Source organism: Actinoalloteichus caeruleus (genome assembly GCF_049311605.1).
Taxonomy (GTDB): domain Bacteria; phylum Actinomycetota; class Actinomycetes; order Mycobacteriales; family Pseudonocardiaceae; genus Actinoalloteichus_B; species Actinoalloteichus_B caeruleus.
This window is the reverse complement of the sequence record NZ_CP186005.1, coordinates 4,886,660-4,912,352: the sequence shown is the minus strand read 5'-3', so window position 1 is coordinate 4,912,352 and position 25,693 is coordinate 4,886,660. Positions and strand designations below refer to the sequence as shown.

21 protein-coding genes are annotated in these 25,693 nt (G+C 71.7%); 10 read left to right on the top strand and 11 right to left on the bottom strand.

The genetic code is table 11. The annotated features are described in order from the left end of the window. Window positions 1-356: 356 nt before the first annotated feature. The 3 genes from ACOJVX_RS19970 to ACOJVX_RS19960 form a co-directional block, all read right to left on the bottom strand. Window positions 357-2,909, bottom strand: coding sequence for a bifunctional FO biosynthesis protein CofGH (locus ACOJVX_RS19970; protein WP_422647009.1), 2,553 nt, complete (start codon window positions 2,907-2,909; stop codon window positions 357-359). Between the two features lie 152 nt (window positions 2,910-3,061). Next, entirely contained in the window at window positions 3,062-3,406 is a 345-nt protein-coding gene (locus tag ACOJVX_RS19965) for a hypothetical protein (protein ID WP_016696902.1), read from the bottom strand. Between the two features lie 240 nt (window positions 3,407-3,646). After that, a complete protein-coding gene (locus tag ACOJVX_RS19960) occupies window positions 3,647-4,681 on the bottom strand; it encodes a hypothetical protein (RefSeq protein WP_422647008.1) in 1,035 nt (344 codons plus the stop codon). Between the two features lie 838 nt (window positions 4,682-5,519). On the opposite strand from ACOJVX_RS19960, the gene ACOJVX_RS19955 reads away from it, so the two are divergent. Continuing rightward, on the top strand, window positions 5,520-6,410 hold the full coding sequence (locus ACOJVX_RS19955; RefSeq protein WP_026418562.1) for a hypothetical protein: 891 nt from the start codon (window positions 5,520-5,522) through the stop codon (window positions 6,408-6,410). A 90-nt stretch (window positions 6,411-6,500) separates the two neighbouring features. Here ACOJVX_RS19955 and sigJ read toward each other — a convergent pair whose 3' ends face one another. Next, a complete protein-coding gene (sigJ, locus tag ACOJVX_RS19950) occupies window positions 6,501-7,448 on the bottom strand; it encodes an RNA polymerase sigma factor SigJ (protein WP_016696899.1) in 948 nt (315 codons plus the stop codon). Window positions 7,449-7,655: 207 nt separating this feature from the next. Between sigJ and ACOJVX_RS19945 the strand changes: the two genes are divergently transcribed. Both ACOJVX_RS19945 and ACOJVX_RS19940 read left to right on the top strand, forming a co-directional pair. Further along, window positions 7,656-8,180 carry a MarR family winged helix-turn-helix transcriptional regulator gene (locus ACOJVX_RS19945; RefSeq protein WP_245533403.1) on the top strand — a complete coding sequence of 175 codons (525 nt, stop codon included), beginning with the start codon at window positions 7,656-7,658 and terminating at the stop codon, window positions 8,178-8,180. A 182-nt stretch (window positions 8,181-8,362) separates the two neighbouring features. Further along, window positions 8,363-8,518: a hypothetical protein gene (locus ACOJVX_RS19940; protein WP_155886100.1), complete on the top strand. Its 156-nt coding sequence runs from the start codon at window positions 8,363-8,365 to the stop codon at window positions 8,516-8,518. Window positions 8,519-8,654: 136 nt separating this feature from the next. Here ACOJVX_RS19940 and ACOJVX_RS19935 read toward each other — a convergent pair whose 3' ends face one another. Next, the gene (locus ACOJVX_RS19935) at window positions 8,655-9,554 is read right to left on the bottom strand and encodes a phosphotransferase family protein (RefSeq protein ID WP_422647007.1); all 900 of its coding nucleotides are present in this window, start codon (window positions 9,552-9,554) and stop codon (window positions 8,655-8,657) included. 87 nt (window positions 9,555-9,641) lie between these two features. On the opposite strand from ACOJVX_RS19935, the gene ACOJVX_RS19930 reads away from it, so the two are divergent. Continuing rightward, entirely contained in the window at window positions 9,642-10,679 is a 1,038-nt protein-coding gene (locus tag ACOJVX_RS19930) for a nitronate monooxygenase (protein WP_051313875.1), read from the top strand. Between the two features lie 109 nt (window positions 10,680-10,788). Here ACOJVX_RS19930 and ACOJVX_RS19925 read toward each other — a convergent pair whose 3' ends face one another. After that, on the bottom strand, window positions 10,789-11,202 hold the full coding sequence (locus tag ACOJVX_RS19925) for a VOC family protein (protein ID WP_016696894.1): 414 nt from the start codon (window positions 11,200-11,202) through the stop codon (window positions 10,789-10,791). Window positions 11,203-11,301: 99 nt separating this feature from the next. Between ACOJVX_RS19925 and ACOJVX_RS19920 the strand changes: the two genes are divergently transcribed. Further along, window positions 11,302-11,961 (top strand): TetR/AcrR family transcriptional regulator, encoded by a 660-nt coding sequence (locus ACOJVX_RS19920; protein ID WP_016696893.1) that lies wholly within the window; start codon window positions 11,302-11,304, stop codon window positions 11,959-11,961. 123 nt (window positions 11,962-12,084) lie between these two features. On the opposite strand, the gene ACOJVX_RS19915 is transcribed toward ACOJVX_RS19920, so the two are convergent. Continuing rightward, the gene (locus tag ACOJVX_RS19915) at window positions 12,085-12,963 is read right to left on the bottom strand and encodes an endo alpha-1,4 polygalactosaminidase (RefSeq protein WP_422647006.1); all 879 of its coding nucleotides are present in this window, start codon (window positions 12,961-12,963) and stop codon (window positions 12,085-12,087) included. 484 nt (window positions 12,964-13,447) lie between these two features. Here ACOJVX_RS19915 and ACOJVX_RS19910 point away from each other — a divergent pair, with 484 nt between their 5' ends. Together ACOJVX_RS19910 and ACOJVX_RS19905 are read left to right on the top strand one after the other, a co-directional pair. Then, complete coding sequence (locus ACOJVX_RS19910) at window positions 13,448-14,635, top strand: glycosyltransferase (RefSeq protein ID WP_422647005.1); 1,188 nt, start codon at window positions 13,448-13,450, stop codon at window positions 14,633-14,635. A gap of 54 nt (window positions 14,636-14,689) precedes the next feature. Continuing rightward, window positions 14,690-16,285, top strand: a complete 1,596-nt coding sequence (locus ACOJVX_RS19905; protein WP_103056314.1) for an FAD-binding oxidoreductase — start codon at window positions 14,690-14,692, stop codon at window positions 16,283-16,285. Window positions 16,286-16,298: 13 nt separating this feature from the next. Here the strand turns inward: ACOJVX_RS19905 and ACOJVX_RS19900 are convergent, their stop codons facing one another. The 3 genes from ACOJVX_RS19900 to ACOJVX_RS19890 all read right to left on the bottom strand — a co-directional run bounded on the left by ACOJVX_RS19900 (window position 16,299) and on the right by ACOJVX_RS19890 (window position 21,318). Beyond that, entirely contained in the window at window positions 16,299-17,990 is a 1,692-nt protein-coding gene (locus ACOJVX_RS19900) for an ABC transporter ATP-binding protein (protein WP_245588766.1), read from the bottom strand. A 38-nt stretch (window positions 17,991-18,028) separates the two neighbouring features. Continuing rightward, a complete protein-coding gene (locus tag ACOJVX_RS19895) occupies window positions 18,029-19,864 on the bottom strand; it encodes an ABC transporter ATP-binding protein (protein ID WP_422647004.1) in 1,836 nt (611 codons plus the stop codon). A gap of 293 nt (window positions 19,865-20,157) precedes the next feature. Beyond that, on the bottom strand, window positions 20,158-21,318 hold the full coding sequence (locus ACOJVX_RS19890) for a class I SAM-dependent methyltransferase (RefSeq protein ID WP_026418556.1): 1,161 nt from the start codon (window positions 21,316-21,318) through the stop codon (window positions 20,158-20,160). A gap of 532 nt (window positions 21,319-21,850) precedes the next feature. On the opposite strand from ACOJVX_RS19890, the gene ACOJVX_RS19885 reads away from it, so the two are divergent. From ACOJVX_RS19885 to ACOJVX_RS19875, 3 genes are all read left to right on the top strand, one after another. Beyond that, window positions 21,851-22,741: a phytoene/squalene synthase family protein gene (locus tag ACOJVX_RS19885; protein WP_162182575.1), complete on the top strand. Its 891-nt coding sequence runs from the start codon at window positions 21,851-21,853 to the stop codon at window positions 22,739-22,741. Window positions 22,742-22,911: 170 nt separating this feature from the next. Beyond that, entirely contained in the window at window positions 22,912-23,589 is a 678-nt protein-coding gene (locus ACOJVX_RS19880) for an ABC transporter ATP-binding protein (RefSeq protein WP_418152785.1), read from the top strand. Next, a complete protein-coding gene (locus ACOJVX_RS19875; RefSeq protein ID WP_026418554.1) occupies window positions 23,586-24,389 on the top strand; it encodes a hypothetical protein in 804 nt (267 codons plus the stop codon). The genes ACOJVX_RS19880 and ACOJVX_RS19875 overlap by 4 nt, the downstream gene beginning before the upstream one ends. Before the next feature lie 342 nt (window positions 24,390-24,731). Here the strand turns inward: ACOJVX_RS19875 and ACOJVX_RS19870 are convergent, their stop codons facing one another. Beyond that, entirely contained in the window at window positions 24,732-25,595 is an 864-nt protein-coding gene (locus tag ACOJVX_RS19870) for a MerR family transcriptional regulator (RefSeq protein WP_016697326.1), read from the bottom strand. Window positions 25,596-25,693 lie beyond the last annotated feature (98 nt).

Here is a 25,693-nt window from a genome sequence, read left to right as displayed (position 1 = left end):
GTCCGGGAGGTTCCACTTCTCACGATCGTGGAGAACGGCTCGCGCCGTCGGCGCCGTGCGGCCACGCCCGGCTCGCCGTCGCTCGATCCGGGGGTTCCCGAGGGGCGAGACGCGGCCGAGCACCGCGAGGAGGACCATGATCAGCCCTGGTCAGGGGCGGTGTCGGTGTCGGTGTCGGTGTCGGTGCCGGGGGCCGGGTGGCCGGGGGTGCCCCGGCCACCCGGCGGTGAGGACGTCGTTCCGATCTCAGGCCGCCGTGCTCCTCGAACGCACCGAGCGCGGGGGGCTTCGCCGATAACGGATTCGGGCGTCCCCGGAATTCCGGGAATTCTCCCGCTCCACCCCGGGGACCCGGCTCACCCCGACCCGCGCGAGTCGGTGCCCAGCAGCGGCAACGCGATCGTCGCCACCTCGTGGGCCTCCTCGGCCACCTGTCCGTAGTCGGTCGTCCGTTGCCGCACGGGTCTGCCGATCCCGGTCGCCAGCTCTCGGAGTTCGGTGATGCTCTTGCGGGAGCCGTGCCGCGATCCCGCCATGCGGCTGATCGTCTCCTCCATCAACGTGCCCCCGAGATCGTTCGCGCCACCCCGCAACAGCTGGCGGACCCCGTCGTCGCCGAGTTTCACCCAGGAGCACTGCACGTTGTCGATCCGGCCGTGCAGCACCAGCCTGGCGACGGCGTGCACGGCCCTGTTCTGCTCGGCCGTCGGGCCCGGCCGGGCGAGGCCCGCCAGGTAGATCGGCGCGTTGGTGTGCACGAAGGGCAGGGGGACGAACTCGGTGAACCCGCCGGTGTCGTCCTGGATGGCGGCCAGGGTCCGCAGATGGGCGACCCAGTGCTCCGGGGTGTCCACGTGGCCGTACATCATGGTCGCCGACGAACGGAGACCAACCCGGTGCGCCGTGGTGATCACCTCGATCCAGGTGGCGGCCGGGAGTTTGCCCTTGGTGAGGACCCAGCGCACGTCGTCGTCGAGGATCTCCGCGGCCGTGCCGGGTATCGAGTCCACACCGGACCGCTTCGCCTCGACGAGCCACTCCTCGATGGACATGCCGGTGCGACTGGCGCCGTTGACGACCTCCATCGGGCTGAAGGCGTGCACGTGCAGCCCGGGTGCGCGGTTCCGCACCGCCGAGGCGATGTCGAAGTAGGCCGTCCCGGGGAGGTCGGGGTGGATGCCTCCCTGCATGCACACCTCGGTGGCGCCCAACCGCCAGGCCTCCTCGGCCCGGTCGGCGACCTGCTCCAGGGACAGGGTGTAGCTGTCCGCGTCGCCGCGCCGCTGCGCGAAGGCGCAGAACCGGCAGCCCGTGTAGCAGACGTTGGTGAAGTTGATGTTCCGGTTCACCACGTAGGTGACCTCGTCACCTACGGCGTCCCGTCGCACGTCGTCGGCGAGCCGGCACACCTCCTCGAGTTCCGCTCCCGTCGAGGTGAGCATCGCCAGCGCCTGGGCGTCGCTCATCGCGGCGGGGTCGTCCTCGGCGACCCGCAGCGCGGCACGCACGTCCCCGTCCAGCCGAGGGGGCGCCCCGGCCGCCGACCGGTCGAGCCTGGCCCGCAACTCGTCCCAGTCGCCGTAGACGCTGTCGAAGTCGTCGCGCCGGTCCCGGCTGCGGCCGGCGGTGTCGATGGTGTCGTGCAGGTCGGTCCGGCCGGACTCGGCCAGGCCCAGCTCGGGCTCCTGCCAGGGCGCCCCCCGCGGGATCGCGCCCTCCCTCGCCAGGCCGTCCTCGTCGGCGAGCGCGTCGACATGGGCCCGGAGACGCGGGTCCAGCCAGGGCTCGCGGAGGTAGGGCGGGTAGGCGGTCAGCCGTTCCCGCAGGACGAAACCCGACTCCGCGCAGCGCTGGGCCAGCTCGTCGATCTCCGGCCAGGCCCGCTCCGGGTTGACGTGGTCCGGGGTCAACGGGGAGATGCCACCCCAGTCGTCGATCCCGGCGCGGAGCAGGAGGGCGTACTGCTCGTCCACCAGGTTCGGCGGGGCCTGGATGCGGGCGGAGGTGCCCAGCACGAGTCGGGCGACGGCGATGGTGGCCGCCAGGTCCTCGACCTCCGCGTCGGGCACCCCGCGCATCGCGGTGTCCGGCTTGGCGCGGAAGTTCTGGACGATGACCTCCTGGATCCCGCCGTAGGCCCGCGAGATCCGCCGCAGCTCGAAGAGCGACTCCGCCCGTTCCTGGTCGTTCTCCCCGATGCCGATGAGGATCCCGGTCGTGAACGGGACCCCGCTCCGCCCGGCGTCCTCCAGGGCGCGCAGGCGCACCGCCGGTTCCTTGTCCGGGGAGCCGTAGTGGGGGCCGCCCGGTTCGGACCACAGCCTGGTGGCGGTGGTCTCGAGCATCATGCCCATCGAGGGGGCCACCGGCTTCAACCGCTGGAACTCCTCCCAGGTCAACACGCCCGGGTTGAGGTGCGGCAGCAGGCCGGTCTCCTCCAGCACCGCGATGGCGCAGGCGCGGAGGTAGTCCACGGTGGACGACCACCCGCGTTCGGCGAGCCACTCCCGGGCCGCGGGCCACCGCTCCTCCGGGCGGTCGCCCAACGTGAACAGCGCTTCCTTGCACCCCAGCCGCGCGCCGTCCCTGGCGAGGGCGACCACCTCGTCCCGTTCCAGGTACGGAGCCGCGACCCTGCCGGGCACGGTCGCGAAGGTGCAGTAGTGGCACCGGTCGCGGCACAGCCTGGTCAGCGGGATGAAGACCTTCCGCGAGTAGGTGACCACTCCCGGCCTGCCGGCCGCGGCCAGCCCGGCGTCCCGGACGCGGGCCGCGCTGGCCATCAGGTCCGTCAACGCCTCGCCCCGGGCCGAGAGCAGCACCCGTGCCTCGTCCACGTTGAGGGTGACCCCGTCCCGGGCACGACGCAGGGCCCGACGGAGTGCGGAAGAGCTCACCGGCAACGGCATGACACCACCTTCTTCCGGCGCCGCCCCAGCGCCGCCGGTTCGCCTGATCCGCTGGGAGGTCCCAGCCTGCACCCGCCGCCCTGGCTTGCCAAGTGATCGGTCGGCGTGCCGGCCGATCAGGTGGCCCGCCGGTGCTGCCGGGACCGTCCGAATCAGACCCAGAGCACCGCGATCGCGGCGTTCACGAAGGTCAGCGCTCCGGTTGCCAGGAACATTCCCGTCGAGGGGGTGGTCCGTCGGCGCGCCAGCAGGATCAGGACGACCACGGCGAGGGCGACGAGCAGTTTGATCCCGATCTTCATGTGGTCGACCGGGAGGTCCTGCGCCTCACGGAGCCCGACGAGGGCCGCTCCGGTGACGAGCTGGACGAGACCGCCCCACCACATCACCTCTCCGGGCTTGTGGTCCCCGGCGCGCCACTGCACGAGGAAGCCTCCCAGCAGCAGGGCCAGACCCACGAGATGGGCCAGAACGAAGAGGAGCCGCACGACGTCCATGGGGTGATCCGTTCCGTGGTGGTGGCGACGACCCCGCCTGGGTCCGCACCCGAGCGGCGGATCAGCCGCCACGTTGTGGTCAGTTCGGTGGCACGAACGTACCAACAGGATGAATCGGGCCCCTCGCACGAGGTCGCCAGATCGTGGTCGGTGTCACTCGGTGACGGTTGGACAGACGTCAGGGGCGGTCGGAGCACCGTGTGCTCCGACCGCCCCTGGTCGTGGAGGTGACGCCGGGCGTCAGCTACCGATGTTGGCCGGGCCGGCCTCCTGGGCCGCCTGGGCGCCCTCGGCCGAGCGGGTCTCGATGCGCTCGGTGATGTCGGCGTCGCGGGACTGCGTGGCCAGCGTCATGGTGCGGGCGGAAGCCTGCACCGGAGCCAGCTCGGTGCACTGACCCAGCGACTCACCGCGGACACGGTTGTCCGTGCCGCGCGGGGCGGGGTCGTTGTCGGTGCAGCTGAGGTCGCCGCGGACGATGTTGTTGCTCACGTACCCGTCGGCGCTGTTGCCCTCGAAGGACAGCCCACCACCGAACACGTTGGTGCCGCAGCCGCCGTAGGGCTGGGCGGCGCCGACCTGGAGGATCTGGCTGTTGCCGACGAAGGCGGCGTCGCCGTCGACCTCGGTGGAGCAGAGGACGCTGCCCTGCTCGGCCCCGCTGACGCGGAAGTCGCCGGTCACGACCGAGTCGTAGACGTCGGTGAGCAGGCTGCCCTCGGAGCTCAGGCTGCCCTCGACCCAGCTGGACTCGACCAGCACCTCGCTGTTCTGGGTCGCGACGTCACCGGTGATGTCCGAGTCGAAGCTGTAGAAGAAGCCCGAGTCGGTGGCGGTGGCACCGCTCAGCTCGCTGTCGTAGGCGTAGGTGCCGAAGGCGTTGGCGAGGGTCACCGAACCCGACACCGACGAACCGGCGGCGTCGAGGAAGCCGTTCTCCCGCACCGTGACCGAGCCGTTGATGGTCACGTCCTGGAGCAGCAGGTCGGAACCCTCGAAGACGGTGACGTCGCCGTTGATGACGGTGCCGGTCAGGTCGCACGACTCACCAGCGGGGACGACCAGGTTGTTGGGCACTGTCACGGCGCCGGCGGTGCCCACGCAGTGGGTCGTCAGCGCGGCGTGCGCGGCGGGGGCCGCGAGGAAGGTGGCCGCCCCGGCCAGGGTGGTCGTGAGGGCCGCGACGGCGGCGGTGCGCCGACGGGCGGGCTTCACACCCCGTCCAGTGGCCGTGTTCTGCTGCGCCGACGGAATTGCCGAGTTCGCGAGGTCCACGCTGTTCTCCTTGTTATACGCCTGTGAGCACCGGGTACAAATGTATGGGCGGGGCGCGGCAGGTCAACAAGACGGCAAAAAGGTTTGTCTGCCTGTGGCCAGGCTGTAACGGATTTGACCGACCGGAGTTATCGGTTCGTGTCCGACTTGGTGCACCGCGACGCATCTGTCTGGGACGGGCTCGTCGCTCCGCGTGCGCGGGACCATCGCCTGCCCGGGTGGTCGACCTGGAGGAGCCGCGGCCCCGGCGCCAGGGCGGGTGGCGCCGAGGTCCGCGAGAGTGCCGGGTCCGCGCAGCTCCCCGAGGGTGTTCCTCCTGTCGAGCTCCCGTCGTCGCCGTGCGGCGCGCCATGATTCCTGGTTCCGCTCCGTGTCCGCGTTCACCCGTTCGGGGAACGGGTGACTCCCCGGCGATCCAGTGGGTGAATTGCTCACCTCGCGCGGGTGGCGGGAGGAGAGGTGGCGCGCAGCGGGTTGACCGGGTGGTGAGCCGCGGTTGGCGCGCCCGCCCGGTCGAAACCCCTCCCATTCACCGCCGCCATCGCGGGAATGGAAAAAAGCGGAACAATCGCCGGACGAACGGTTCGGCCTCCCGTGGAACCGTTCGGGAGTGCCATTGCCCGGCCGCCCGGCCGCCGGAATGCTCGACAGGATGCCGCCCGGCTGCGGCACCCGGCCGGCCGGCCTGGCTCCGGCGGCGGATTGTGGCCGTCCCGGACCGCTCCTAGTGTCGGAGGGCACGGGTGGCGGGCATGGGCGCTTCGCCTGCCGGGAGGGGAGCCGGCCCAGCTCCTCCGGTCCACCCCGAGCGCCGCCGAACGCACCCGTGGGGGGAACCATGAGAGGTCGACCCGGACTCGTGCTGGCCGCACTGGCGGCGGTCTTCCTGGCCGCGATCCCCACGACCAGCGGAACCGCCGGCGCGGAGCCCGGGAACTCGGAGGCCGCGGCGCCGACCGCCGTCGTCGAGGTCGCCGATGACTGGAACCCGCCGGCCCACCTGCGCCAGCCCCTCCAGGAGGTGTGGGACCACGTCGAGGCCACCTACCCGGACCTGCACGGCTTCCGCAACTACGGCTGGGACCAGGTCATGGCCAACGGCGGATACCTGAACTTCTGCGTGCGCTGGGACTCCTCGCGGCCGGTGTCCGAGGAGCTCCGGGACCGCATTCACGAGACCCTGCGTCGGCAGTACCGGAAATGGACGGACGTGATGCTCGACAACGGCCAGGGGCACAACGCCTGGCCCTACACCGAGGTGCCCGTCACGGTGGTGGGGTGGGCCGTCCGGGACAGGGACACCCTGCGATGGGATGACGACTCGGTCGACATCTACGTCAACGACATCCGCGAGGGCGCTCCGCAGTGCGCCGAGGAGTGCGGCCGGTTCTTCAACCAGGACGGCGACTACTCCCGGTGCCCCGGAGGAACGGCGCGGCACTACGACCAGTCGCTGTGGCTGACCGAGGGGATGAGCGGTGGCGCGGGCGGTGACTGGGGACAGCGCATGGGCAGCGAGTACTTCGTCGACTCGCTCGACGCGGAGAACGTCACGATCCTGTTGCACGAGATCGGCCACACCTTCGGCCTGGACGACTTCTACGACTGGACGCCGACCGGCGTCAGCGAGTTCATCATGCGGGCGGGCAGTTCGCCGCACATCACCGAGTTCGACGGGTGGATGCTCCGCGACTTCTGGCGGAACGTGAAGCACCGGTACGGCCTCTGACGGCCACGCCCCCACCCCGCCTCGGGCCGCCCAGCGGATCGGGTGGGCAGGGCCTGGCTGAGTCGAAGCCGGCACCGGCCGGTTACCTCGTCAGCGCGGCAGGGCCACCAGCTTCTCGGGGTTGACCACCTCGTACACCCCCAGCACCAACCCGTCCCGGATGGCGAAGGACGTCACCCTGCCCCCCGGTTCGTCGCGACCGCCCCAGCCCGAGCCGGCGGCGAGCATCATTCCGAGGTCGCCGTTGACCAACACCGCCCTGCCGGCCGTCACCGGCAGCGTGCCGTGCCGGCGCAGCAGGCCGAGGAACAGTCGCGCCACCTTCTCCGCGCCGACGACCACCCGGAGCGCCGTCCTGGCCCGACCGCCACCGTCGCTGATGAACCTGACGTCCGGGTGGAGGAGGGAGGTGACGGCGACGACGTCCCCGGAGCGGAGCGCCACGAGGAAGCGGTCCAGCACCTCCCGCTGTTCGACGAGGGCCGCGCGGGGAGGCGGGTCGGCGGCGGCCATCGTCCGTCGACCACGGACCGCGTGCTGCCTGGCCGTGGCGGGAGCGCAGCCCAGCGTCGCCGCCACCTCGTCGAAGGGCACCCCGAAGGCGTCGTGCAACACCACCGCCACCCGCTGCTCCGGCGTCAGCTCGTCGAGGACGACCATCGCCGCCATCCGCACGCCGTCCGCTCGCACCACGGAGGCCAACGGATCGTCCTCCCCGCCCTCGAGGGTGGTGACCAGGGGCTCCGGCAGCCACTGGCCCACGTAACGCTCCCGGCGCCGCTGGGCGGACCGCAACCGGTCGACGCAGAGCCGACCGACGGTGGTGGTCAGCCAGCCGCGCAGGTCCCGCACCTCCGCGAGTTCCGCATCCCCCAGCCGGGACAACCGGAGCCAGGCGTCCTGCACGGCGTCCTCGGCGTCGGCGCGGCTGCCGGTGAGGCGGTAGGCGACACCGACGAGGTGGGCCCGGTGGGTGCCGAAGGCCCGGGCCAACTCCTGGTCCCGCCCGTCGACCCCTCGCACCGCGTCCCCACCCACGGGCGGATCGTAGTACCGACGACCCGCTCCGCGACGGACGGCGGGTGAACGAGCCGACCGCGCGGCGCCGGGAGTCCCCGAGGGCAGGGGCCGGGCGCTTCGGGGTGGCCGAGCCGACGACGGTCTCGTCCTCGCAAGGGGAGTGGTACTCGTTGACCTCGGAAAAGGCGAGCGCGGACATCCCCGGCGCGCTGCTAGAGTCGCAGCGTGGCCACTGTGGGAGAGGACGCGGACGCGCAGGGTGGTGTGCCGGACCCGACCGGCGCGGGTGCGCTCCTGGTCCAGGTGGGCGCCTACGCGGCCGGCTTGTTCGCCGAGAGGGCGGCCGCGCTGGGCCTGTCCGCGCCCCAGGTCAAGATCCTGCGAGCCGTGGACGCCGCACCGGGGCTGAGCCAGCAGGCGCTGGCGGACCTGCTCGGAATCCTGCCCAGCCGGGTCGTCGGTCACGTCGACGACCTGGAAGCCAAGGGCTTGGTCGAGCGCCGGCGGAACCCCGAGGACCGCCGGCTCCACGAACTGCACCTCACGGTGGCGGGAGCGGCGCGCATGGACGACGTCGACCGGATGGTCGCCGACCACGAGAGCGCGCTGTGCTCCTCCCTGTCCTCCGAGGAACGCCGGGTGCTGGCCGGGCTGCTGACGGCGATCGCGATCAGGCCATCCGGTGAGCAGGCGTCAGGAGGCCGGGGCACCACCAGGACGGCGGCCGACCGGGGCCACGCGACCCGCTGATCCGCGTCCGCTCCCCAGTGAACAGGACGAACGGGGACAGCGGAACCGGTCCCACCACGGGGATGGCGGAGCCGCCCGTGATCGGGGCCATCCCGCCGCACCCCTCCGCGCCTGGGGTGGCTCACGGCGAAGGCGCGACACGGCAGGGCGCACCCGGTGGCGCGCGTCGGCTCCGCCACCGGATGACCGGACGGCCAGCCGCCTGGCCCACCGCTCGGCTCGACGGCCACCCGGGCCAGCGGGAGTTCCTGGCGGACCTCGTCGTGGTCGCGGTCGCTCCGGCGGACCGGGAGGACGAGAACGCTGCGCCCGCGACGCGGCGGCGTTCCGCCGCGTGAGCCGACCGACCACGCCGGTGCGCACCGGAGCCCCCGGTCCCTGGCCCGGGGCGGCGGGTCCGGCGGTCCCCGACCCGGGGCGGCCCGGTGCCGCGAGCGTTCCCCGGCCGGTCGTCCCGGCCTCGTCCGACCGGGGTCAGCGCCGGGACCAGTCGTGCCGGTCGGCCCCGGTGCGCAGCGCGCGCAGGCGTTTCCGGAGTTCCCCCGCTGCCCACTCGTCGTCGGCCCTGGCGCTCAACCAGCAGGTCATCAGCACCTCGCGGATGTCCGCGAGCCGCTGGTAACCGGGCCAGCGGCGGATGTCGTAGCCGTAGGCGTCCGAGAAGGCCCGGTACTCGGCCTCGGTGTGCCAGCCGAACCTGTCCGCGAAGAGAGCCGTCTGGAGCAGGTCCCACTCACGCGGACCCGTCGCCGCGTACTCGAGGTCGAGGAGCAGCGGTCGGCCCGCACCGTCCACCACCGCGTTCCCGGTGTTGGCGTCACCGTGCACCACCCCCGTCGGCAGCGCGAAGTCGAGGTCGGCCCAGTCGGCCCGAGCCTGGCGCACCCGCCCGCGCAGGTAGTCCAGGTCCTGCTCGTCGAGCGGGGCGGACGCCAGCCAGTGGTCGACGCGGGCGAAGGGGTTGAGGGCTGGCAGGTCCAGCTCCGGCGGTGCCGTGAGCTCGTGGAACCGGCGGAGCAGCGTGGCGAGCTGCCCGGTCGTGGCCGGGGCTGTGACCTCGACCGCCTCCCAGCAGGTGACGACCCGACCCAGCACCATCATCGGTTGGTCGAGGTCGAGCGGGACGGCGGCCGGGAAGTCCCGGGTCCGCAGCCACCGGGCGACGGCCACCTCCCGGCGTGCCGCCGGGAGCAGGGCCACGGACCTGGCGATCCGGACGACGACCGGCCCGACGCGGTAGACCGCGTTGTCCCCGATCCGCACGAGCCTGGCGTCGGGGGCGGACATCCCCGTTCGCCGGCACACCTCCCGCAGGACCGTTCCGGCGGTGTCCGGGCTGAGCGGCTGGTTGCTGCTGTGGAGGTCGGGCGGCACCCGACGACCGTAACCCGGGTTCCGGCGGCGCCGAGGGGACCGTGGCCGAGGACGGTGGGAGGCGTGCGATGCTCCAGGAGGAGTGCGATGGCCCGGCGGAGGACGGAGATCGGTGTGGGCGAGTTCGACGAGTTGACGACGCCCGTGGTCGCGGCCCCGATGGCCGGTGGCGCGAGCACCCCGGACCTCGTCGTGGCCGTGAACTCGGCGGGTGGCCTCGGGTTCCTCGCGGGTGGCTACCGCTCCGCCCAGGAGATGCTCCACCAGGTGAGCGAGGTGCGGGGCCGCACCGACCGGGCCTTCGGTGTGAACCTGTTCGTGCCCGGCGAGGACCGGGCCGTCCCGGCGGAGCTCGACGAGTACCGGCGGCGGCTGGCACCCGAGGCCGCCAGGGTGGGTGTCGAACTGGGGGAGCCGCGCTGGGATGACGACGGTTTCCCCGCCAAGCTCGCCGCTCTCCTCGACGATCCCGTGCCGGTCGTGTCGTTCACCTTCGGGCTGCCGGACGCGAGCGCCGTCCGTGCGCTGCGCCGGGCCGGCAGCCTGGTGGTCGTGACCGTCACCTGCGTGGAGGAGGCCCGTGCGGCGGCCGAACGGGGAGCCGACGCGCTGTGCGTGCAGGGAGCCGAGGCAGGTGGGCACCAGGGGTCCTTCGACGACACCGAGGAACGGGTCCAGCCGCTGGCCTCCCTCCTGGCGGCGGTGCGAGCCAGTGTCCCGCTGCCCCTGCTGGCCGCCGGCGGCCTCGCCTCGCCGGCCGCGGTGCGGGCCGCGCTCGGTGGGGGAGCGGTGGCCGTCCAGGTCGGCACCGCCCTGCTCCTCGCCGACGAGAGCGGCGCGAGCGCGACCCACCGGGCCGCTCTCGTCGATCCGGAGCCGAGGACGACGAGGGTGACGAGGGCGTTCAGCGGTCGTCGGGCGCGTGGCCTGGTCAACCGCTTCCTCGCGGCCCACGACGAGGCCGCGCCGGCCGCCTACCCGCAGGTGCACCGCATGACGGCGCCGCTGCGGGCGGCGGCCGCCCGCGCGGGGGACACGGGCACGACACACCTGTGGGCGGGCACCGGCTTCCGGTCCGCCAGCGCCCGCCCGGCCGCCGCGATCTGCCAGGAGCTGGTCGGCTGACCCGTCACGGGGCGGACGGTCGTCGTCGCCAGCAGCGGGAGTGCGGTGTCCACCCCAGCCCACGGCGTTCGGCGCCCCGCCGCCCGTCCTCGGCGCTCCCCTCCACGGGTCATGAGTACTGGTCGGCGAAGTCCACGGTGGGTGCCACCGGGGTGATGACGTCCACCAGCACGCCGTTGGGGTCCCGGGTGATGAAGTGGCGCTGCCCGAAGTCCTCGGTGCGGAGATCGAGCAGGCAGGGGAGTCCCGCCCGTTCCACCAGGCGCGCGTACTGGGCGTCCACGTCGTCGACTTCGATGTTGATCAGCACGCCGGTCGCGGTCGCGCCCCGGTGGCTCTCCGGCAACGTGGGGTGGTCGGCCGCGAGGAGGGCGAGCTCCTGGTGTGGCGCGCCGCGGTGGCGCAGGCTCACGTACCAGTCCGACTCGAAGGTGATGTCGAAGTCGAGGTGGAGGGTGTAGAAGTCGAGGCTCTCCCGCAGGCGGGTGGTGCACAGCACCGGATAGCAACTGGTCAGCGTCATGGTTCCCGTCCTTCCCTTCACATACCCTCGGTATGTGACCTGGGGGACGCTAGGACGCATACCCTCGGTATGTCAAACTGGCGTACCGGAAGGAGACCGATGGGAGCGACGACGTCGAGCAAGGCCCGGCAGCGCGAGGCGACGCGGCGGGCGCTGATCACCACGGCCCGCGCGCTCTTCTCCCGACGGGGATACGCGGAGGTGGGGCTCAACGAGATCGCACGGGAGCTCGCGCTGACCAAGGGCGCGCTCTATCACCACTTCGGCAGCAAGGCCGGCCTGTTCCGAGCCGTGGTGCGCCAAGCGCAGGAGGAGGTCGCCGACCGCGTCGTCGCCGCCGCCGAGCGGCAGGGTGACCCCTGGGAGGGTCTCCTCGCCGGCTGTCGCGAGTTCCTGGTCGCCAGCTCCGCCCCCGAGGTGCGGCGCGTCATGCTCGTCGACGGTCCCGCGGTGCTCGGCTGGGAGGAGTGGCGCGCCCTGGACGAGGAATCGTCGGCGCGTCACCTCGACGAGGTGCTCGACCAGCTGATGACCGCGCGCGTCATCGACCAGCAACCACGGGAACCACTGGTGCGCCTGCTCTCCGGCGCCATGAACGAGGCCGCGCTCTGGCTGGCCCGCGCCGACTCCCCGGCCCAACTGGAGGAGACCGTCGCCGCCCTGCGCCGACTGCTCGGATCGCTGCGTTCCTCCCCGGGCGGGTCACCCACCCGCCAGCCCCCGGTCGGAAGGACGGGCAGCGCCGAACAGCGGGCCTGACGGCGGCCTGGCGCAGTGTGCCTGGGAGTGCCGGGGCACGGGCGCCAGCACGGCCCAGGTCGGCGTTCCGCGCTCACCTCCCGGTCGCGGCGTTCACGACCGGGAGGCCGAGCCGCGGCGCGATCAGCAGGAGTCGTACTGGTACGTCGGCGACCCCGGCGGGGTGACGTTCACGTCCCGCAGGACCACCGAGACGCTGTCACCGATCTCGGCGCAGGTCGACTCGAAGTGCTGGCGTTCGTACTCGATGGCGATCAGGTTGTCGCCGAACACCTGCCGGTACAGCTGGCACTCCCGCCACATGCCGCAGTTCTCGGCGATCGCGAAATCGAACCCGATCTCCTCCAGCGACACCGCGCGCGGCAACTCCACCGTGTTCTTCTGGGCCGCGGCCATCCCCAGGTCGTGGGTGACCTCAGTCAGCCGGGCCGCGAAGTCCACCGCCTCGTCCTGCCCGAAGGCGACCAACTCCTCGACCGGCGTCCCGTCGAAGCGCATCCACGAGTCGAGGTTGTCGAACTCCACCGCCGAGAACCCCTTGTCGGCGCAGGTCTCCAACATCGGCCGCAGGTGCTCGACCGCGTCGATCCGGTTGCCCTCGGTCGAGATGTCGACGAGGTACTCGCCGCCCCAGTTCGGGTCGTCGCCCAGTTCGAGGAGCACCAGGTGGGACGGCCAGTTCGACAGCTCATCGGGTCGTGTCCCGGACCAGTCCGGTTGGGTCTGGAAGGCGTTGACGTAGCAGATGCCGTAGACGTCCTGCGGGACGGAACCGTAGTACCAGTCGCGGGACACCACCGTCACGTCCTCCGGTAAGGGGTACTCACCGCCGATCTGGTAGTCGAAGGAGGCGTTGACCGGCGGCGCGGCCCACCCCTGGGCGTCCTCCCGCGCCACCGTCGTCGATTCCGGCTCAGCCGGCTGCCCGGCGGCGGACCCGTACGCGCAACCCGTGGCGAGCAGGCACAGCGCGAGGGTGGCCGCGGTGGAGTGTCGGGACATGCTCTCGTCTCCTCGCAAGCGACTCGTGCGGTCGTCCCGCGCCGAGCGGGACCTCCCAGCCCGGCGCGAGAACGGGGCGGAGCGTACGACAGGTTGATCTTCCTGCCTACCGCCAGCCGGGCCCGTGGTGTGCGACGGCACACCCGGCCGGCCGCCGGCTCTCGGGACACCGGACGTGCGAGGCACCCGGCCCGAACACTCCCGCTTCCTGGCCGACCAGGGCCGAACCGGGGGCGGGGCGGATGCCGGGGGCGAGCGAGCATGTCCCATCGCCCCCTCGTTCGGACCAACGTGGCCACCCTGACGGTCCCGCCCACCACCAGGGCGTCGGCAAAGACTTCGGTCCCACCGCAGCGACTTCTCCCGGTAGGCCACCCACGCTGGAACCGACCGACCGGGACCGGGACGGGTGGCCAGCCGGAGCGGAGGGCAGCGCCGGGGCCCCTCACCCGGCGCCATGCTCCGAACCAACCCTGGGGGCCAGATGCGCGTGCTGTTCGCAGGTCTTTCCTCGATCGGCCACTTCTTCCCACTCCTTCCCCTCGCGACGGCGATCAGCCGGCGCGGACACCACGTCGGCTATGCCATCGACGCCGGGCTGCACGGACGGGTGGCGGCGTTGGGGCTGGAACCGGTCGCGGCGGGGATGTCCATGCCGGCGGCGTTCGAGGAAGCCGCCCACCACGTGTTCGGGCGACCCGTCCGCATCGCGGACCTGCGCCCGGAGCAGATCCCGGGCTACCTGGCCGTCGTCTTCGGCTCGGTGCTCCCGCGCCGCTACGCGGATGACCTGGAGGTCGCACTGCGACGGTTCCGCCCGGACCTCCTCGTCTACGACGCGGTCTGCCCTGGAGCTGGGATCGCGGCAGTGGCGGTGGGCGTTCCCGCGCTTGCCCACGGACTGGGTCACCGCACGCTCACCCAGCTCTCACCCGAGTACGTGAGCAGGGTTCGGGACTTCGCGGCCGAACGGAAGCTGCGTCTCGACCTGACCGACCCCAACCCTCTCGGACATCCCTACCTCGATATCTACCCGCCCTCGATGCAGGACCCCGACTTCGTGGCCGGCGCGAGACGAGTCGAACTCCGTCCCGTCCCCCACGTCGACGATGCCCACCCGCTGCCGCCCCTACCGGCCTCCACCGGTCACCGCCCCCGGGTCTACGTCACCTTCGGCACCGAGGCCGGGGCGGAGGGCGCCTCGGCCGCGATCCGCGAGACGGTGGCGGGTCTCGCGGTACTCGACGCGACGGTCCTCGTCGCGACCGGTCCGAAACTCCCCGTGGACGTGCTGGGGGCCCCACCGGACAACGTCATCGTCCGTCCTTGGGTGGCGCAGGCGGCCGTACTGCCCCACCTCGAACTCGTCGTGAGCCATGCCGGTTCGGGAACGATGCTCGGCGCGCTCGCCGAGGGCCTGCCCCAACTGCTCCTCCCGCGAGGAGTCGACCAGTTCGTCAACGCCGACGCCGTCCTCGCGGCCGGCGCCGGTGAACGGCTGCTGCCCGAGGAACTCACCGCCTCGGCGGTGGCGGCCTCGGCGCGACGCCTGCTCGCCGAACCGACGTTCCGCGCGTCGGCGCGACGGGTCGCGGACGAGATCGCCGCGATGCCCGGCCCGGACGAGATCGCCGACCACTTGCCCGACATCCTCGCTGAGCTGACCGCGTGACCGCGTGACCGCGATCGCAAGCCAACCGTCCACACCCGCGAAGGAGCGTCCACGATGGACGAGGTGCCGTCGAACCGGCTGATCAACCCCAAGGTCCTCAGCGGCGACCCGGGCCCGCCCCGCATCACCCCCGAGGACGCCCGGTACGAGGACCTCGCGCTCCGAGTGAGGAACGAGCGGTTCGAACACCGTCCCCGCTACTTCCGCGTCCCCCGGACGACCGAGCAGGTCGTGACCGCCGTCACCGAGGCAGTGCGGGCGGGGGACCGGATCACGATCCGCAGCGGAGGCCACTCGATGGAGAACTCCGTCGGCGAGGCCAGCGACGGCGTGATCATCGACCTGTCCGCCATGAACGGCGTCTACCACGATCCCGGGAGGAGGGCCTTCGTCGTGGAATCCGGTGCCACGCTGGGCGAGATCTACCGGGTCCTCTACCTGACCTGGGGGGTCACCATACCGGGAGGCTGGGGGCACTCGGTCTGCGTCGGCGGCCACATCCAGGGCGGGGGATACGGGGTGCTCTCCCGCAGCCTTGGCTCCGTCGTCGACTACCTGTTCGCCGTCGAGGTCGTCGTGGTCGACGCCGACGGCACGGCACGCGCGGTCATCGCCACCCGGGACCCGGCCGACCCCCACCACGAGCTGTGGTGGGCGCACACGGGCGGCGGCGGTGGCAACTTCGGCGTCGTCACCCGGTACTGGCTGCGAAGCGCCGTGACCCCGGGTGACGACCCGGCCCAACTCCTACCCCCACCGCCCGCCACCCTGCTCACCGGTGTGCGCCGCTGGACCTGGGACGGGCTGACCCGCGACGCCTTCCACCAGCTGATGGACAACCACGGGCGGTGGCACCAGGCCAACAGCTCCCCCGGCTGCCGGTACGCCGCACTCGCCTCCCGACTCGTGGTCACCGGGCGGGGCGACCAGGAGGACGGCGAAGCCGTCGTGGTCGCCGCCATGATCGACGGGGGACCGCCCGACGCTCGCCGCATGCTGGCGGACTACCTCGACGAGGTCGGCGACGGAGTGGGCGGTGAGCAGCACATCGGACAGGCGACACCGTGGCTCTACACGATGATGCCCCCTGTGCCCGATGGCGACGCCCACCGGGGAGCGGAGTACGACCGGTACAAGGGCAAGGCCGGGTATCTCCGGCGGGGCTTCACCCGCCAGCAGATCGACACCGTCTACGACTACCTGACCAGCCCCCGGGCCGGAGTCGAACTCGCCAGGCTGTGGCTGCTCGCCTACGGCGGCCAGATCAACGCGGTCGACCCGGCCGCGACCGCGCTCGCCCAGCGCGACTCCGTCCTCAAGGCCGTGTACATCGCCATCTGGTCCGACGCGGCGGACGACGCCGAGAACCTCGACTGGATGCGGAGGTTCTACCGGGACGTCTACGCCGAAACCGGAGGTGTTCCCGTTCCCGGTGAGGTCCACGACGGTACGTACATCAACTACCCCGACACCGACCTGGCCGACCCGGCCTGGAACACCTCCGGCGTGCCCTGGCACTACCTGTACTACAAGGACAACTACGAGCGGTTGCGACGGGTGAAGCGCGACTGGGACCCACGCGACGTGTTCCGGCACGCCCTGTCCGTCCGCCCGGCCGACCCGCCCGGCGAACCCGCACCCACCCCTTGAACCACCCGGGGGGTCAACTCGTGATCCGCCAGCTCCTCGCGTGCTCGTACTGGTCGTACAGGCGGGAGAAGATCCCGCCCGTGTTCCGCAGATCCGCCGGTGTCCCGACCTCCGCGATGCGCCCCCTGTCGAGGGCCACCACCTGATCGGCCGTGGCCAGCGTCCCGGGGCGGTGGGCGATCACGATGACCGTCCGTTCGGGGTCCACCGACAGGTTCGCGATGGCCTGGCTGACGGCACTCTCGTTCTCGGGGTCGAGCGCCGAGGCCGCCTCGTCGATGAGCACCACCCGGGCCCGCTTGAGGAAGGCCCTGGCGATGGAGACCCGCTGACGTTCGCCACCCGAGAGCTGGGTGCCGCCCTCCCCCACGCGGGTCCGCCACCCCGCCGGCAACCGTTCGATGACCTCGTCGAGGCGGGCGTTGCGAGCAGCCTCCTCCAACTCCGCCCGGCTCGCCTCCGGCCGGGCCAGCCGGAGGTTCTCCTCGATCGTCGTGTCGAACAGGTAGACGTCCTGGAAGACGATCGCGACGTCGTTCAGCAGGACCGGGTGGTCCAGCTCCCGGACGTCCACGCCGCCCACCAGCACGCTGCCGGAATCCACGTCGAAGAACCGCGCCACGAGCCGGGTGATCGTCGTCTTCCCCGACCCGGAAGGCCCCACCAGCGCCGTGGTGGTGCCCGGCCGGCACCGGAAGGAGACATCGGTCAGGGCGGGTGTGTCCCCGTAGGAGAAGGTCACCCGGGAGAACTCGATGTCGGCGCTCCGGAGAGAGCGCACCGGGTTCGGGTGGTGGGGGAGGGCGGGGATGCGCAGCACCTTCTCGACCCGCTCGGCGAGGTAGTCCATCGCTCCGATCCCGGACGCGTGGTCGATCATCGCCCCGAGCGGTTCCAGGAAGCGGATGGCCAGGATCAGCAGTGCGAGGGAGTCCGCCACGGACAGCGTGCCGGACAACAGGAACTGGACCCCGAGAACCAGCACCACCACGTAGCCGATCATCACGACCCCGCTGTAGGAGAGGTCGGGGAACAACATCCGGTCCAGGCCACGCCGGTACTGCGAGCGGTGGTCGTCCAGCGCCTCCCGCATCCGCGCGCTGCCCGTGGAGCTGGTGCCCGCCGCCCGGAGCACCGGCTGCGCCTGGCCGAACTCGATGGCGCGTCCGGCCACCTCGTTCGCCGCGATCTCCATGTCGACCGACACCCGGGCAACGGTCCGACGGGAGACCCGCATCACGGCCAGGGCGAGCGGGAGGGTGGCCAGCAGCACCAGCGCCAGGCGCCAGTCCACGGCGAAGGTCACCCCGATGACGGTGACGGGCACCAGGACGCAGGTGATCGCCGGTGCGGCGACGGTCACCGTCAGCTGGGACAGGACGCCCGTCACGTTCGTGACCGTGCGGACGAAGGTCGCCTTCCTGTCCGAGGTGAACCATCCCAGGGGAAGGGTGGTGACGTGGCGCATCAGGTGGTGCCGGAGCTGTTCGGCCAGCTTCATGCTCGCCGTGAACCCCAGAGGCGTGGCCACCACGCTCAGCACCGCGTACAGGGCCAGTCCGAGTCCGCCAACGACGAGCCACGGGGCGGCGGCCGCGAAATCTGGCTCCGGGCGCAACACCGCGCGCAGGATCGGGATCAGCAACCCGAGCAACAGCCCCTGCAGCACGGCGAGGACCGCCGTCATCAGCCACACACGGACCATCAGGCCGGGATGGGGCCACAAGCGGTAGAGCCTGCGAATCACCTGCTGTCTCCGTTCTGCTGGGCACGCCACATCCGGGCGTACAGGCCTCGTCGTCCGAGGAGTTCCGCATGGGTGCCGTTCTCGACGACGCGGCCCGCCTCCAGCACGAGGATCTGGTCGGCGTGCTGGATCGTGTGCAGCCGGTGGGCGATCACGACCACCGTCTTCCCCGCGACGAGCCGGGCGAGCGCGTCCTGCACCGCGGCCTCGCTGTCCGGGTCGAGCGAGGCCGTCGCCTCGTCGAGCACCACGATCGGTGCCCGCGAGAGGATCGCCCGCGCGATGGTCAACCGTTGACGCTCGCCACCGGACAGACCGCCCGTCCCCGACTCCAGCACCGTGTCGTACCCCAGCGGGAGCCGCTTGATGACCTCGTCGATCTGTGCTGCTTCCGCGGCCTCCCTGACCTCCTCGTCGGTGGCACCGGGGCGCCCCACCCTGATGTTCTCGGTGACCGTGTCCCGCAGCAGGGTGACGTCCTGGAACACCAGGGACATCGACGCCAGCAGGGTCCTGGAGGAGATATCCCGCAGGTCCACGCCCCCGATCCTGATGGCGCCGGCCGTGACGTCGTAGAACCGGGGAAGGAGGCTCGCGATGGTGCTCTTCCCCGCGCCGGACGGCCCCACGATGGCGGTGACCGTGCCGGGCTCGCAAACCGTGTCGATCTCCGCCACGGCGTTGGTGACTCCGTCATAGGAGAAGGACACCCGGTCGAACTCGATGCGGTACCCCTCGGGTTGGCGGGGGTGGTCGGGTTCGGGCAGCGGTGGGTGCCTGAGCAGGCTGTCGATGTGGCCGGCGGCCATCCGTGCCATCCGGAGACCCTGGGCACCGTGGATCATCGGGCTGAAGGAGGTGGGCAGGCCCACTCCCACCACGAGGAAGGGGAGGAGGTCCGCCACGGGGAGCCAGCCGGCGGCCACGAAGGCCAGCCCGGCGGCCATCACCACCCCGAAGACCGCCATCTCGGATCCGAGCACCCGGTTCACCGCGGAACTCCTGCGGTGGCCCGCCATCCAGGCCCGGTAGGCCGCGGTGTGTTCGGCCATCGCGTCGGCGAACCGGCCCAGGACCCGTCCCTCCGTGCCGCCGAAGGTCTTGACCACGCCGATGCCGTCGACGTACTCCACGCTCGCCGCGCTGATCTGGCCCTCCGCCGCGATGAGACGGGACATGTGCTCGGGCAGCGAACGCATCGACATCCGGTAGGTGATCAGCGTCAGCACGGGCACGGCCAGGGTGACCAGGGCCATCCGCCAGTCCACCAGGAAGAGGTAGGTCGTTCCGACGACCACCGCCACCGCCGCGCCGAGCAGGCCGCCCAGCGCGTGGGCGAAGAGCTCGTGCATCTCCTCGAGGTCGTCGGTCATCGCCTTCTTGACCCGCCCCGACCCCGCCGCGCGGAACCAACCCAGCGGGACGGTGCCGAGTCGCCCGACGATCCGCACCCGGAGGCTGTGCAGCATCTGGGCGTCGGCCTTGTGCCCGACGTGGGTGGACAGGCCGAGCAGCAGGAGCCGGAGGAGCGCGCCGCAGGCGCCGGCGATGGCCCAGGCCCACACCGTGCTCGCCACCGGACCACCGGTGTTCCCCAGTACGGTTCGCGCGATCTCCGCGACGGCCACGAACGGCAGGAAGCCCGCGGCGGCCGCCACGGCGGAGAACACCGCGCAGGTGATGAGGTGGCGTCGCACCGGGCGGAGCATCCGGGCCGTGTCGCGGATCGGAAGCAGACGGGGCTCGTTCGGTTCGGCCCTCGGCTGCTGCTCATCAGATGCCGGGGCGCCGGCGGGCTCGAATTGCTCCGCCGTCGTCTCCGTGCTTTTCATGAGGATCCCTCGCTCCGCTCGTCCTTCACCTTCCCGTCCCGCGGCTCTCGACATCCTCCGTTGGTGGCGAGTGACGCGGGCGGCACCCGGGTCGGCCAACAGTCGCGGAGGGCACGGATCAGCGACTCCATGTCCTGCGACGAACGAATGACCGACGGTCAGTCACCAGTGAGGTTAGTCTAAGCTAAGACCACGCGACCACGGGGTCCCGTGACACCGGTGCCGACGCGTCGGCCGCGTGGGCTCGCCGGGCGAGCCCGGCGAGCGGTGGCGGGGCCTGTGCTGGGCGTGCGTCAGACCGGCTCGCGGGGAATCCACGGCGGCGGCGCGTCCTTGGTGTTGAGCCCCTTGTCGACGAAGGCGATGTTGCGGTAGCAGTGCACGCCCGAGACATACCGTTCGGTCATCGACGGCGTGTGTTCGTCCAGCGAGCGGTACTCGAGCAGGTTCAGCCCGTCGAGAAGCGCCTTGACCCGCTCCACCGAGGTGCCGGTCACCCCGCTGCCGGGCGGGCCGCCACCGAAACCCTCCCAGTACGAGGTGTGCATGTCCTCGATGACGTAGATCCCACCCTCCCTGACGTGGGGGAAGAGGGCGTCGAAGGAGGTCGACACGTGCTCGTTGACGTGGCTGCCGTCGTCGATCACGACATCGAAGGGCCCCAGTTCCTCGGCGAGCCGCCCCAGGAACTCAGGGTCGTTCTGGTCGCCCCGGATGGTGCGCATCCTCGGACCGCGGATGGTCGACTTGTCGTGGATGTCGAGTCCGTAGACGAGGCCCCTGCGGAAGTAGCGTTGCCACATCCGCAGGGATGCCCCACCCGCCGTGGGGTCGTCGTACCCGCCGACGCCGATCTCAAGGAGGCGCACCGGCTCGTCCGCCAACCGCCGGAAGTGCTCGGCGTAGTGCTGGGTGAACCAGTGGAGGAAACCCCACTTGTCGGAGCCGAACCGCACCGCGAGGTCGTCCAGGCTCACGGGAGCCGACAGGCAGCCGGAGAGCACGGCCTGGATCGCCTCGGCATAGGGCCGCTGCGCCTGGAACATCAGGTAGCTGTCCTCGCGCGGGTCCCGCCCAGGAGGGGTGAGCAGGGATTCGACCTGCCTGGTGGTCCCGGATGGCCTGGTGGCGGGGCCGTACAGCGCGGTGACGAGGTCGGCGATCTCGAAGCGGACCAGCGCACCGGGGTCCCCGGCTCGCCCGGCGGTCACCTCCAGCTCTCCCCCGTCGAAGGAGAAGGTGTGTTCCGACCTGCCCTCGCCCCGTCGTAGTTCGAGCACCAGCGTCGCGGTCACCCCGCTCGGCGGTGCGCACCGGCTGACGATCTCGTCGATGACCAGCGGTACCACCGTCTCCAACGTCAGTTCGTCGACCAGCGCGCCGATCTCGTCGGGGGGTCCCGCCGCGGCGCGCAGCAGGGCTTCGACCGTGTTGCCCGGGGCTTTCCTCTGCATCGGTACTCCAGGGATCGTCGTGGCTGGGGGCGGCCGACGTCCGCCCTCGGCAGCCGACCGCCTGGTTACAGGCTGATGGTCGCCACGGCCGAAGTCCCTGCGGTGGGACCGAAGACTATGCCGAAGGTGCCGCTCCGAGGCGGTGGCGCGAACCAGGGCGGTCCCCCGCGGTCCCCTCCCGCTGCCGTGGTCCACCCGCGCCCACCGGTCCACGGCCGTGTCGTGGTACCGCTCCGCCCAACTGGGTGGCCGACGCCGGTCCCCGTCCTGATCTCGCCTGGGTCCGGGGCGGTCGGTCACGGAAGGAGGCAACCATTAGCCCCGATCGTGTGATGGTCCGGGTGATCCACGATGAGTAATCTGATGACGACCACGACTCGTGTGGTCCAGAACGTGGTGAGGATTCGGTGGATCGCGTCCCGATCTGGGAAATCGAGCTGCCACGGTCGTTGGACTCGAATTGCCAGCCGATCCGATTGACCCCATTGTTCGCGGAAACAGCTGACCGACGGGCGACGGGGGCGGAATGGCCGTGAGAAACGATTCCACGCTGCGTGACTCCTTCGCGTTGTGCCGTCGGGTGCACGCCGTTGGCGACCGCCTGAGCTTCCTCACGGTGCGTGCGCTCCTGCCGGCCAGGACCCGCCCCCACGCGCACGCCGTCTACGCCTTCTGCACCACCTCGGACCGCATCGCCGACGAAGGGGAGACCCCGGGCTCACGGCGGAGGCACTTCCACCGGTGGGCCGAGGAGTCGTTGCGCGAGCTGCGCAGGGGGCACAGCGATCACCCGCTCCGCCGAGCGGTGGTGCACACCAGCAGAGAACGGGACCTCGACCCCACGCTCTTCGAGGCCTTCCTCGACGCGACGGCGCGTGACGCGGCCGGCCCCGCCGAATTCCCCACGTTCGAGGACCTCCGCCAGTTCCTGCGCGGGGTGGCCGGGGTGCCCGCTCTGCTGGGAGTGCGGCTCCTCGGCGTCGTCTCCGAGGAGGCCGATCGGCTGGCCTCGAAGATGGGGGAGGTCTTCCAACTGGTCGACATCACCCGCGACTTCCCGGTGGACCTGCCACGGGGGCGGGTCTACGTGGCGGACGAGGACCTGGCGCGGTTCTCGGTCAGCCGGTCCGAGTTCCGACGCGGCCTCCCCAGCCCCGCCCTCGACGACCTGGTGCGCCACCTCGCCTCCCGGGCTCGGGAGATGTGCCGGGAGGGGGCCGCCCTGGTGCACCACCTGCCCCCGGTCGACCGGCCCTTCATGGCCGCGGCGACCAGGGTGATGATGACGCACTTCGAGCTGGTCGACCGGGCTGGTGCCCGGGCCCTGCGCCAGCGGGTCGAGCTGTCCCGCTCCACCCAGGCCCTGGTGCTCGGGACGCACCTCCTCGGTGCCCGCCGTGAGAAGGGACGGTTCGGTTCGTGAGGAAGACACGTCCGTTACCCGGCTCGCCACCGGGGACACCCCCGCCCGAACCCCGCCCGGGCGTCGGAGCGGCACCCGGGACGGGTCCCGCGAGTGGCGGCCGGACCCGCGATTCCCCGGCACGCGGATCGGGTCCCGGTGGCCTCGGAGCTCTCGGGAACCCGCCCGACGTGGGCGGCGGCCCCCGTGCCGGCGGCGGAGTCGTCGCCCACCCGGCAGCCGGTGACCACGACCCCGTGCTGCTGGTCTCCTCGGTCAGCAGGTCCTACGGACGACAGCGGGTCCTGACCGACGTCAACCTGGGTGTCCGGCCTGGGGAACTGGTCGGGGTGGTGGGGGAGAACGGAGCTGGAAAGACGACCCTCCTCCGGATACTCGCCGGGCAGCTCCGCCCCGACGGCGGGACGGTGCGAGTGCGGGGTTCCCTGGGGTACTGCCCCCAGCAGGCGGTGGTGAACGAGGCCCTCACCGTCGGCCAACACCTCAGGCTCTTCCAGGTCGCCTACCGCCTCCAGAACGACCACCGCGCACGGGAACTGGCCGAGCGGCTCGGGCTCACCCGCTACGAGCGGGTCCCGGCCGGTGTGCTCAGCGGCGGGAACCAGCAGAAGCTGAACCTGGTCCTGGCGCTGATGCACGATCCCGCCGTGGTGCTGCTCGACGAGCCGTACCAGGGCTTCGACTGGGAGACCTACCTCCGGTTCTGGGACCTCGCCGACGACCTGCGGGCCAGGGGCCGCGCGATCCTGGTGATCTCCCACCTGGCACACGACATCGAACGTCTGGACCGGCTGCACCGCCTCCGCGCTGGTGTGCTGCGCGGGCCGAAAACGGAGGACCGACGGTGAGAACCGCCGGGACGGTCGCATGGCTGACGCTGTACGAGCTGAGCCGGAACCGGCTCGCCATGCTCCTGCTGCTCGTGTTCATCCCCGTGTGGATCAGCCTCGCACACCTGGTGTTCTCACCGGTACCCCTCGACTTCACGCACCGGTCGACGGGGACCCTGCTCCAGGTCAGCGGTCGGGAACTCACCATGATCAGCGGCTCGCTGAACGCGGTCACCCTGCTGATGGGGTTCCTGATGTTCAGCGCCACCCGGCGGGCGAGGATGTTCGACCGGCGTCTCACCGACGCTGGCTGCCCCCGGCGCGCGCTCCTGCTGGCCAAACTCGTGGCCCTGACCGTCGGCTCGCTCCTCGTCGCCGGCTGGGCCACCCTGGTGATGTTGGCCTACTGGGACGTGCGGCAGCCGTGGCTGCTCTACCTGGCCCTCGTGGTGTCCGGGCTCATCTACGGCGGGATCGGCATCGTCCTCGGGGTGTTCCTCCCGGACGACCTGGAAGGCATGTTCACCATCATCATGGTCAGCATCATCGACCTCGCCCTGCAGAACCCGATCGCGAACCCCGCCGCCGACGCGGCGCTCATCGTCTACCTGCCCAACTACGGCCCGATGCAGCTCGGGGTCGCCGCCGGCTTCACCGACCTCGTACCGCGTGCCCCGCTGCTGAACTCGCTGGCCTGGTGCGTCGGCTGCGGGCTCGTCGGCCTCGTGGTCTTCCACCTGCGCACCCGGCGGCACCATTCCGCCGAGGGCCCGTCGGGCACCCGGCAGCAGGGGTGGTCCGACCCGGTCCGGCCCTGACCGACCTGGTGGCGCCCGGGGTCACGTCCCGGTCGGCGCGAGCGCGACGCCTGGCGCGGGTGTTCGCCCGCCGCGGCACGGGTACGACGGTTCGGTCCCGGGGGGTGCGCCACCCCTCAGGCCCGCGCGACTGGTGGTCGGTCGCCGAGAGCGTGGAGAGGAGTCGCCGCGTCGGGATCCGGGCCCCCGCCCCCGCCGCCTTCATGGAGCTCTGTCCTCGGCGTGGTGAACGCCCCGTCCCACCGGGGCGAGCTCGTCAGCGGCACCGGCCACCAATGCCTCGTCGAGCTCGCCGTCGGGGCGGTCGTCGCGTCCCGGCCGGTGGTCCCAGGCGGTGACCCGTCAGGAACAGAACGGGTCCTCGTACTCGTCGAGCGCGATGACGGCCATCGCCGTCTCCACCCCGCCAGGGCGCAGGATGTGACGCATCCGCGCCACGTCGAGGAAGGCGTTGTCGAGCGGGTGGGCCATGAGTCGGGACAGCGCCGCCGCGTACTTGGCGGCGGAGTCCTCACCGGGCATCTCGATCGACATCTCCGTGCGGGTCTCGAACAGTTCGTGCGTGACCCCGTCGGGCAGCCGTTCCGGCGGCACCTCCTCGAGATCCACCGGGACCTTCACCAGCCAGTGCGGACCTTCCGGGGTGTGGTAGCGCCGCCGCTGCTCCCGGGTCTCGATCGCCGAGCACCGCCAGGGCGCCCCCGATACCCGTGCGCCCAGGCCGTCGGCCAGCGACGCGAGTCGGTTGACGACCTCCCAGACCGCCTCGTTGAGCTCGTCCCAGTCGTACCACGCCTCGTGGGTCTCGCCGCGCTCCGCGGCTCGGGCGGGGACGGCGGCGGACAGCGCGAACGTTGCCGGTGTCGCCTGTTCCCGCACCTGCGGCCACGCGTCGACGAACACGCGAGCGTCGTCGAGCGCGGCGTCCTCGGCCTGACGCTGGCGGCGGATCGCCTCCCGGTGGTTCCGCAACAGTTCCGGCGTGTCCTCAGGGTGCGCCAGGGCGTGCCGGACGAGGCGGACGGCCAGCCCGGCCCGGCGCAACGTCGCCACGAGCAGCGCCCTTTCCACCTGGTCGAAGGTGTAGCGGCGGTACCCGGTCCTGGGGTCGACCTCCGCCGGCACGACCAGGCCCTCGGAGTGGTAGAAGCGCAGGGTCTGTGCCGGAAGTTGGCACACCTGGCTGAAATCGCTGATGGACAACACACCAGGAGCGTGGACCCTGCGGTAACCAGAAGGTCAAGCCCGGCGGCGGTAGGAGTGCCCGGCGCCACTGCCGTTCCCGCCGGGGAGGCGCACGGCGC

Coding starts and splice junctions, on each gene's coding strand:
- ACOJVX_RS19955 (WP_026418562.1), top strand. CDS start 5,520: ATGAGAGGTCGACCCGGACTCGTGCTGGCCGCACTGGCGGCGGTCTTC.
- ACOJVX_RS19965 (WP_016696902.1), bottom strand. CDS start 3,406: ATGGACGTCGTGCGGCTCCTCTTCGTTCTGGCCCATCTCGTGGGTCTG.
- ACOJVX_RS19905 (WP_103056314.1), top strand. CDS start 14,690: ATGGACGAGGTGCCGTCGAACCGGCTGATCAACCCCAAGGTCCTCAGC.
- ACOJVX_RS19920 (WP_016696893.1), top strand. CDS start 11,302: ATGGGAGCGACGACGTCGAGCAAGGCCCGGCAGCGCGAGGCGACGCGG.
- ACOJVX_RS19900 (WP_245588766.1), bottom strand. CDS start 17,990: ATGGTCCGTGTGTGGCTGATGACGGCGGTCCTCGCCGTGCTGCAGGGG.
- ACOJVX_RS19970 (WP_422647009.1), bottom strand. CDS start 2,909: ATGCCGTTGCCGGTGAGCTCTTCCGCACTCCGTCGGGCCCTGCGTCGT.
- ACOJVX_RS19930 (WP_051313875.1), top strand. CDS start 9,642: ATGGCCCGGCGGAGGACGGAGATCGGTGTGGGCGAGTTCGACGAGTTG.
- ACOJVX_RS19910 (WP_422647005.1), top strand. CDS start 13,448: ATGCGCGTGCTGTTCGCAGGTCTTTCCTCGATCGGCCACTTCTTCCCA.
- ACOJVX_RS19940 (WP_155886100.1), top strand. CDS start 8,363: ATGACCGGACGGCCAGCCGCCTGGCCCACCGCTCGGCTCGACGGCCAC.
- ACOJVX_RS19915 (WP_422647006.1), bottom strand. CDS start 12,963: ATGTCCCGACACTCCACCGCGGCCACCCTCGCGCTGTGCCTGCTCGCC.
- ACOJVX_RS19890 (WP_026418556.1), bottom strand. CDS start 21,318: ATGCAGAGGAAAGCCCCGGGCAACACGGTCGAAGCCCTGCTGCGCGCC.
- ACOJVX_RS19895 (WP_422647004.1), bottom strand. CDS start 19,864: ATGAAAAGCACGGAGACGACGGCGGAGCAATTCGAGCCCGCCGGCGCC.
- ACOJVX_RS19925 (WP_016696894.1), bottom strand. CDS start 11,202: ATGACGCTGACCAGTTGCTATCCGGTGCTGTGCACCACCCGCCTGCGG.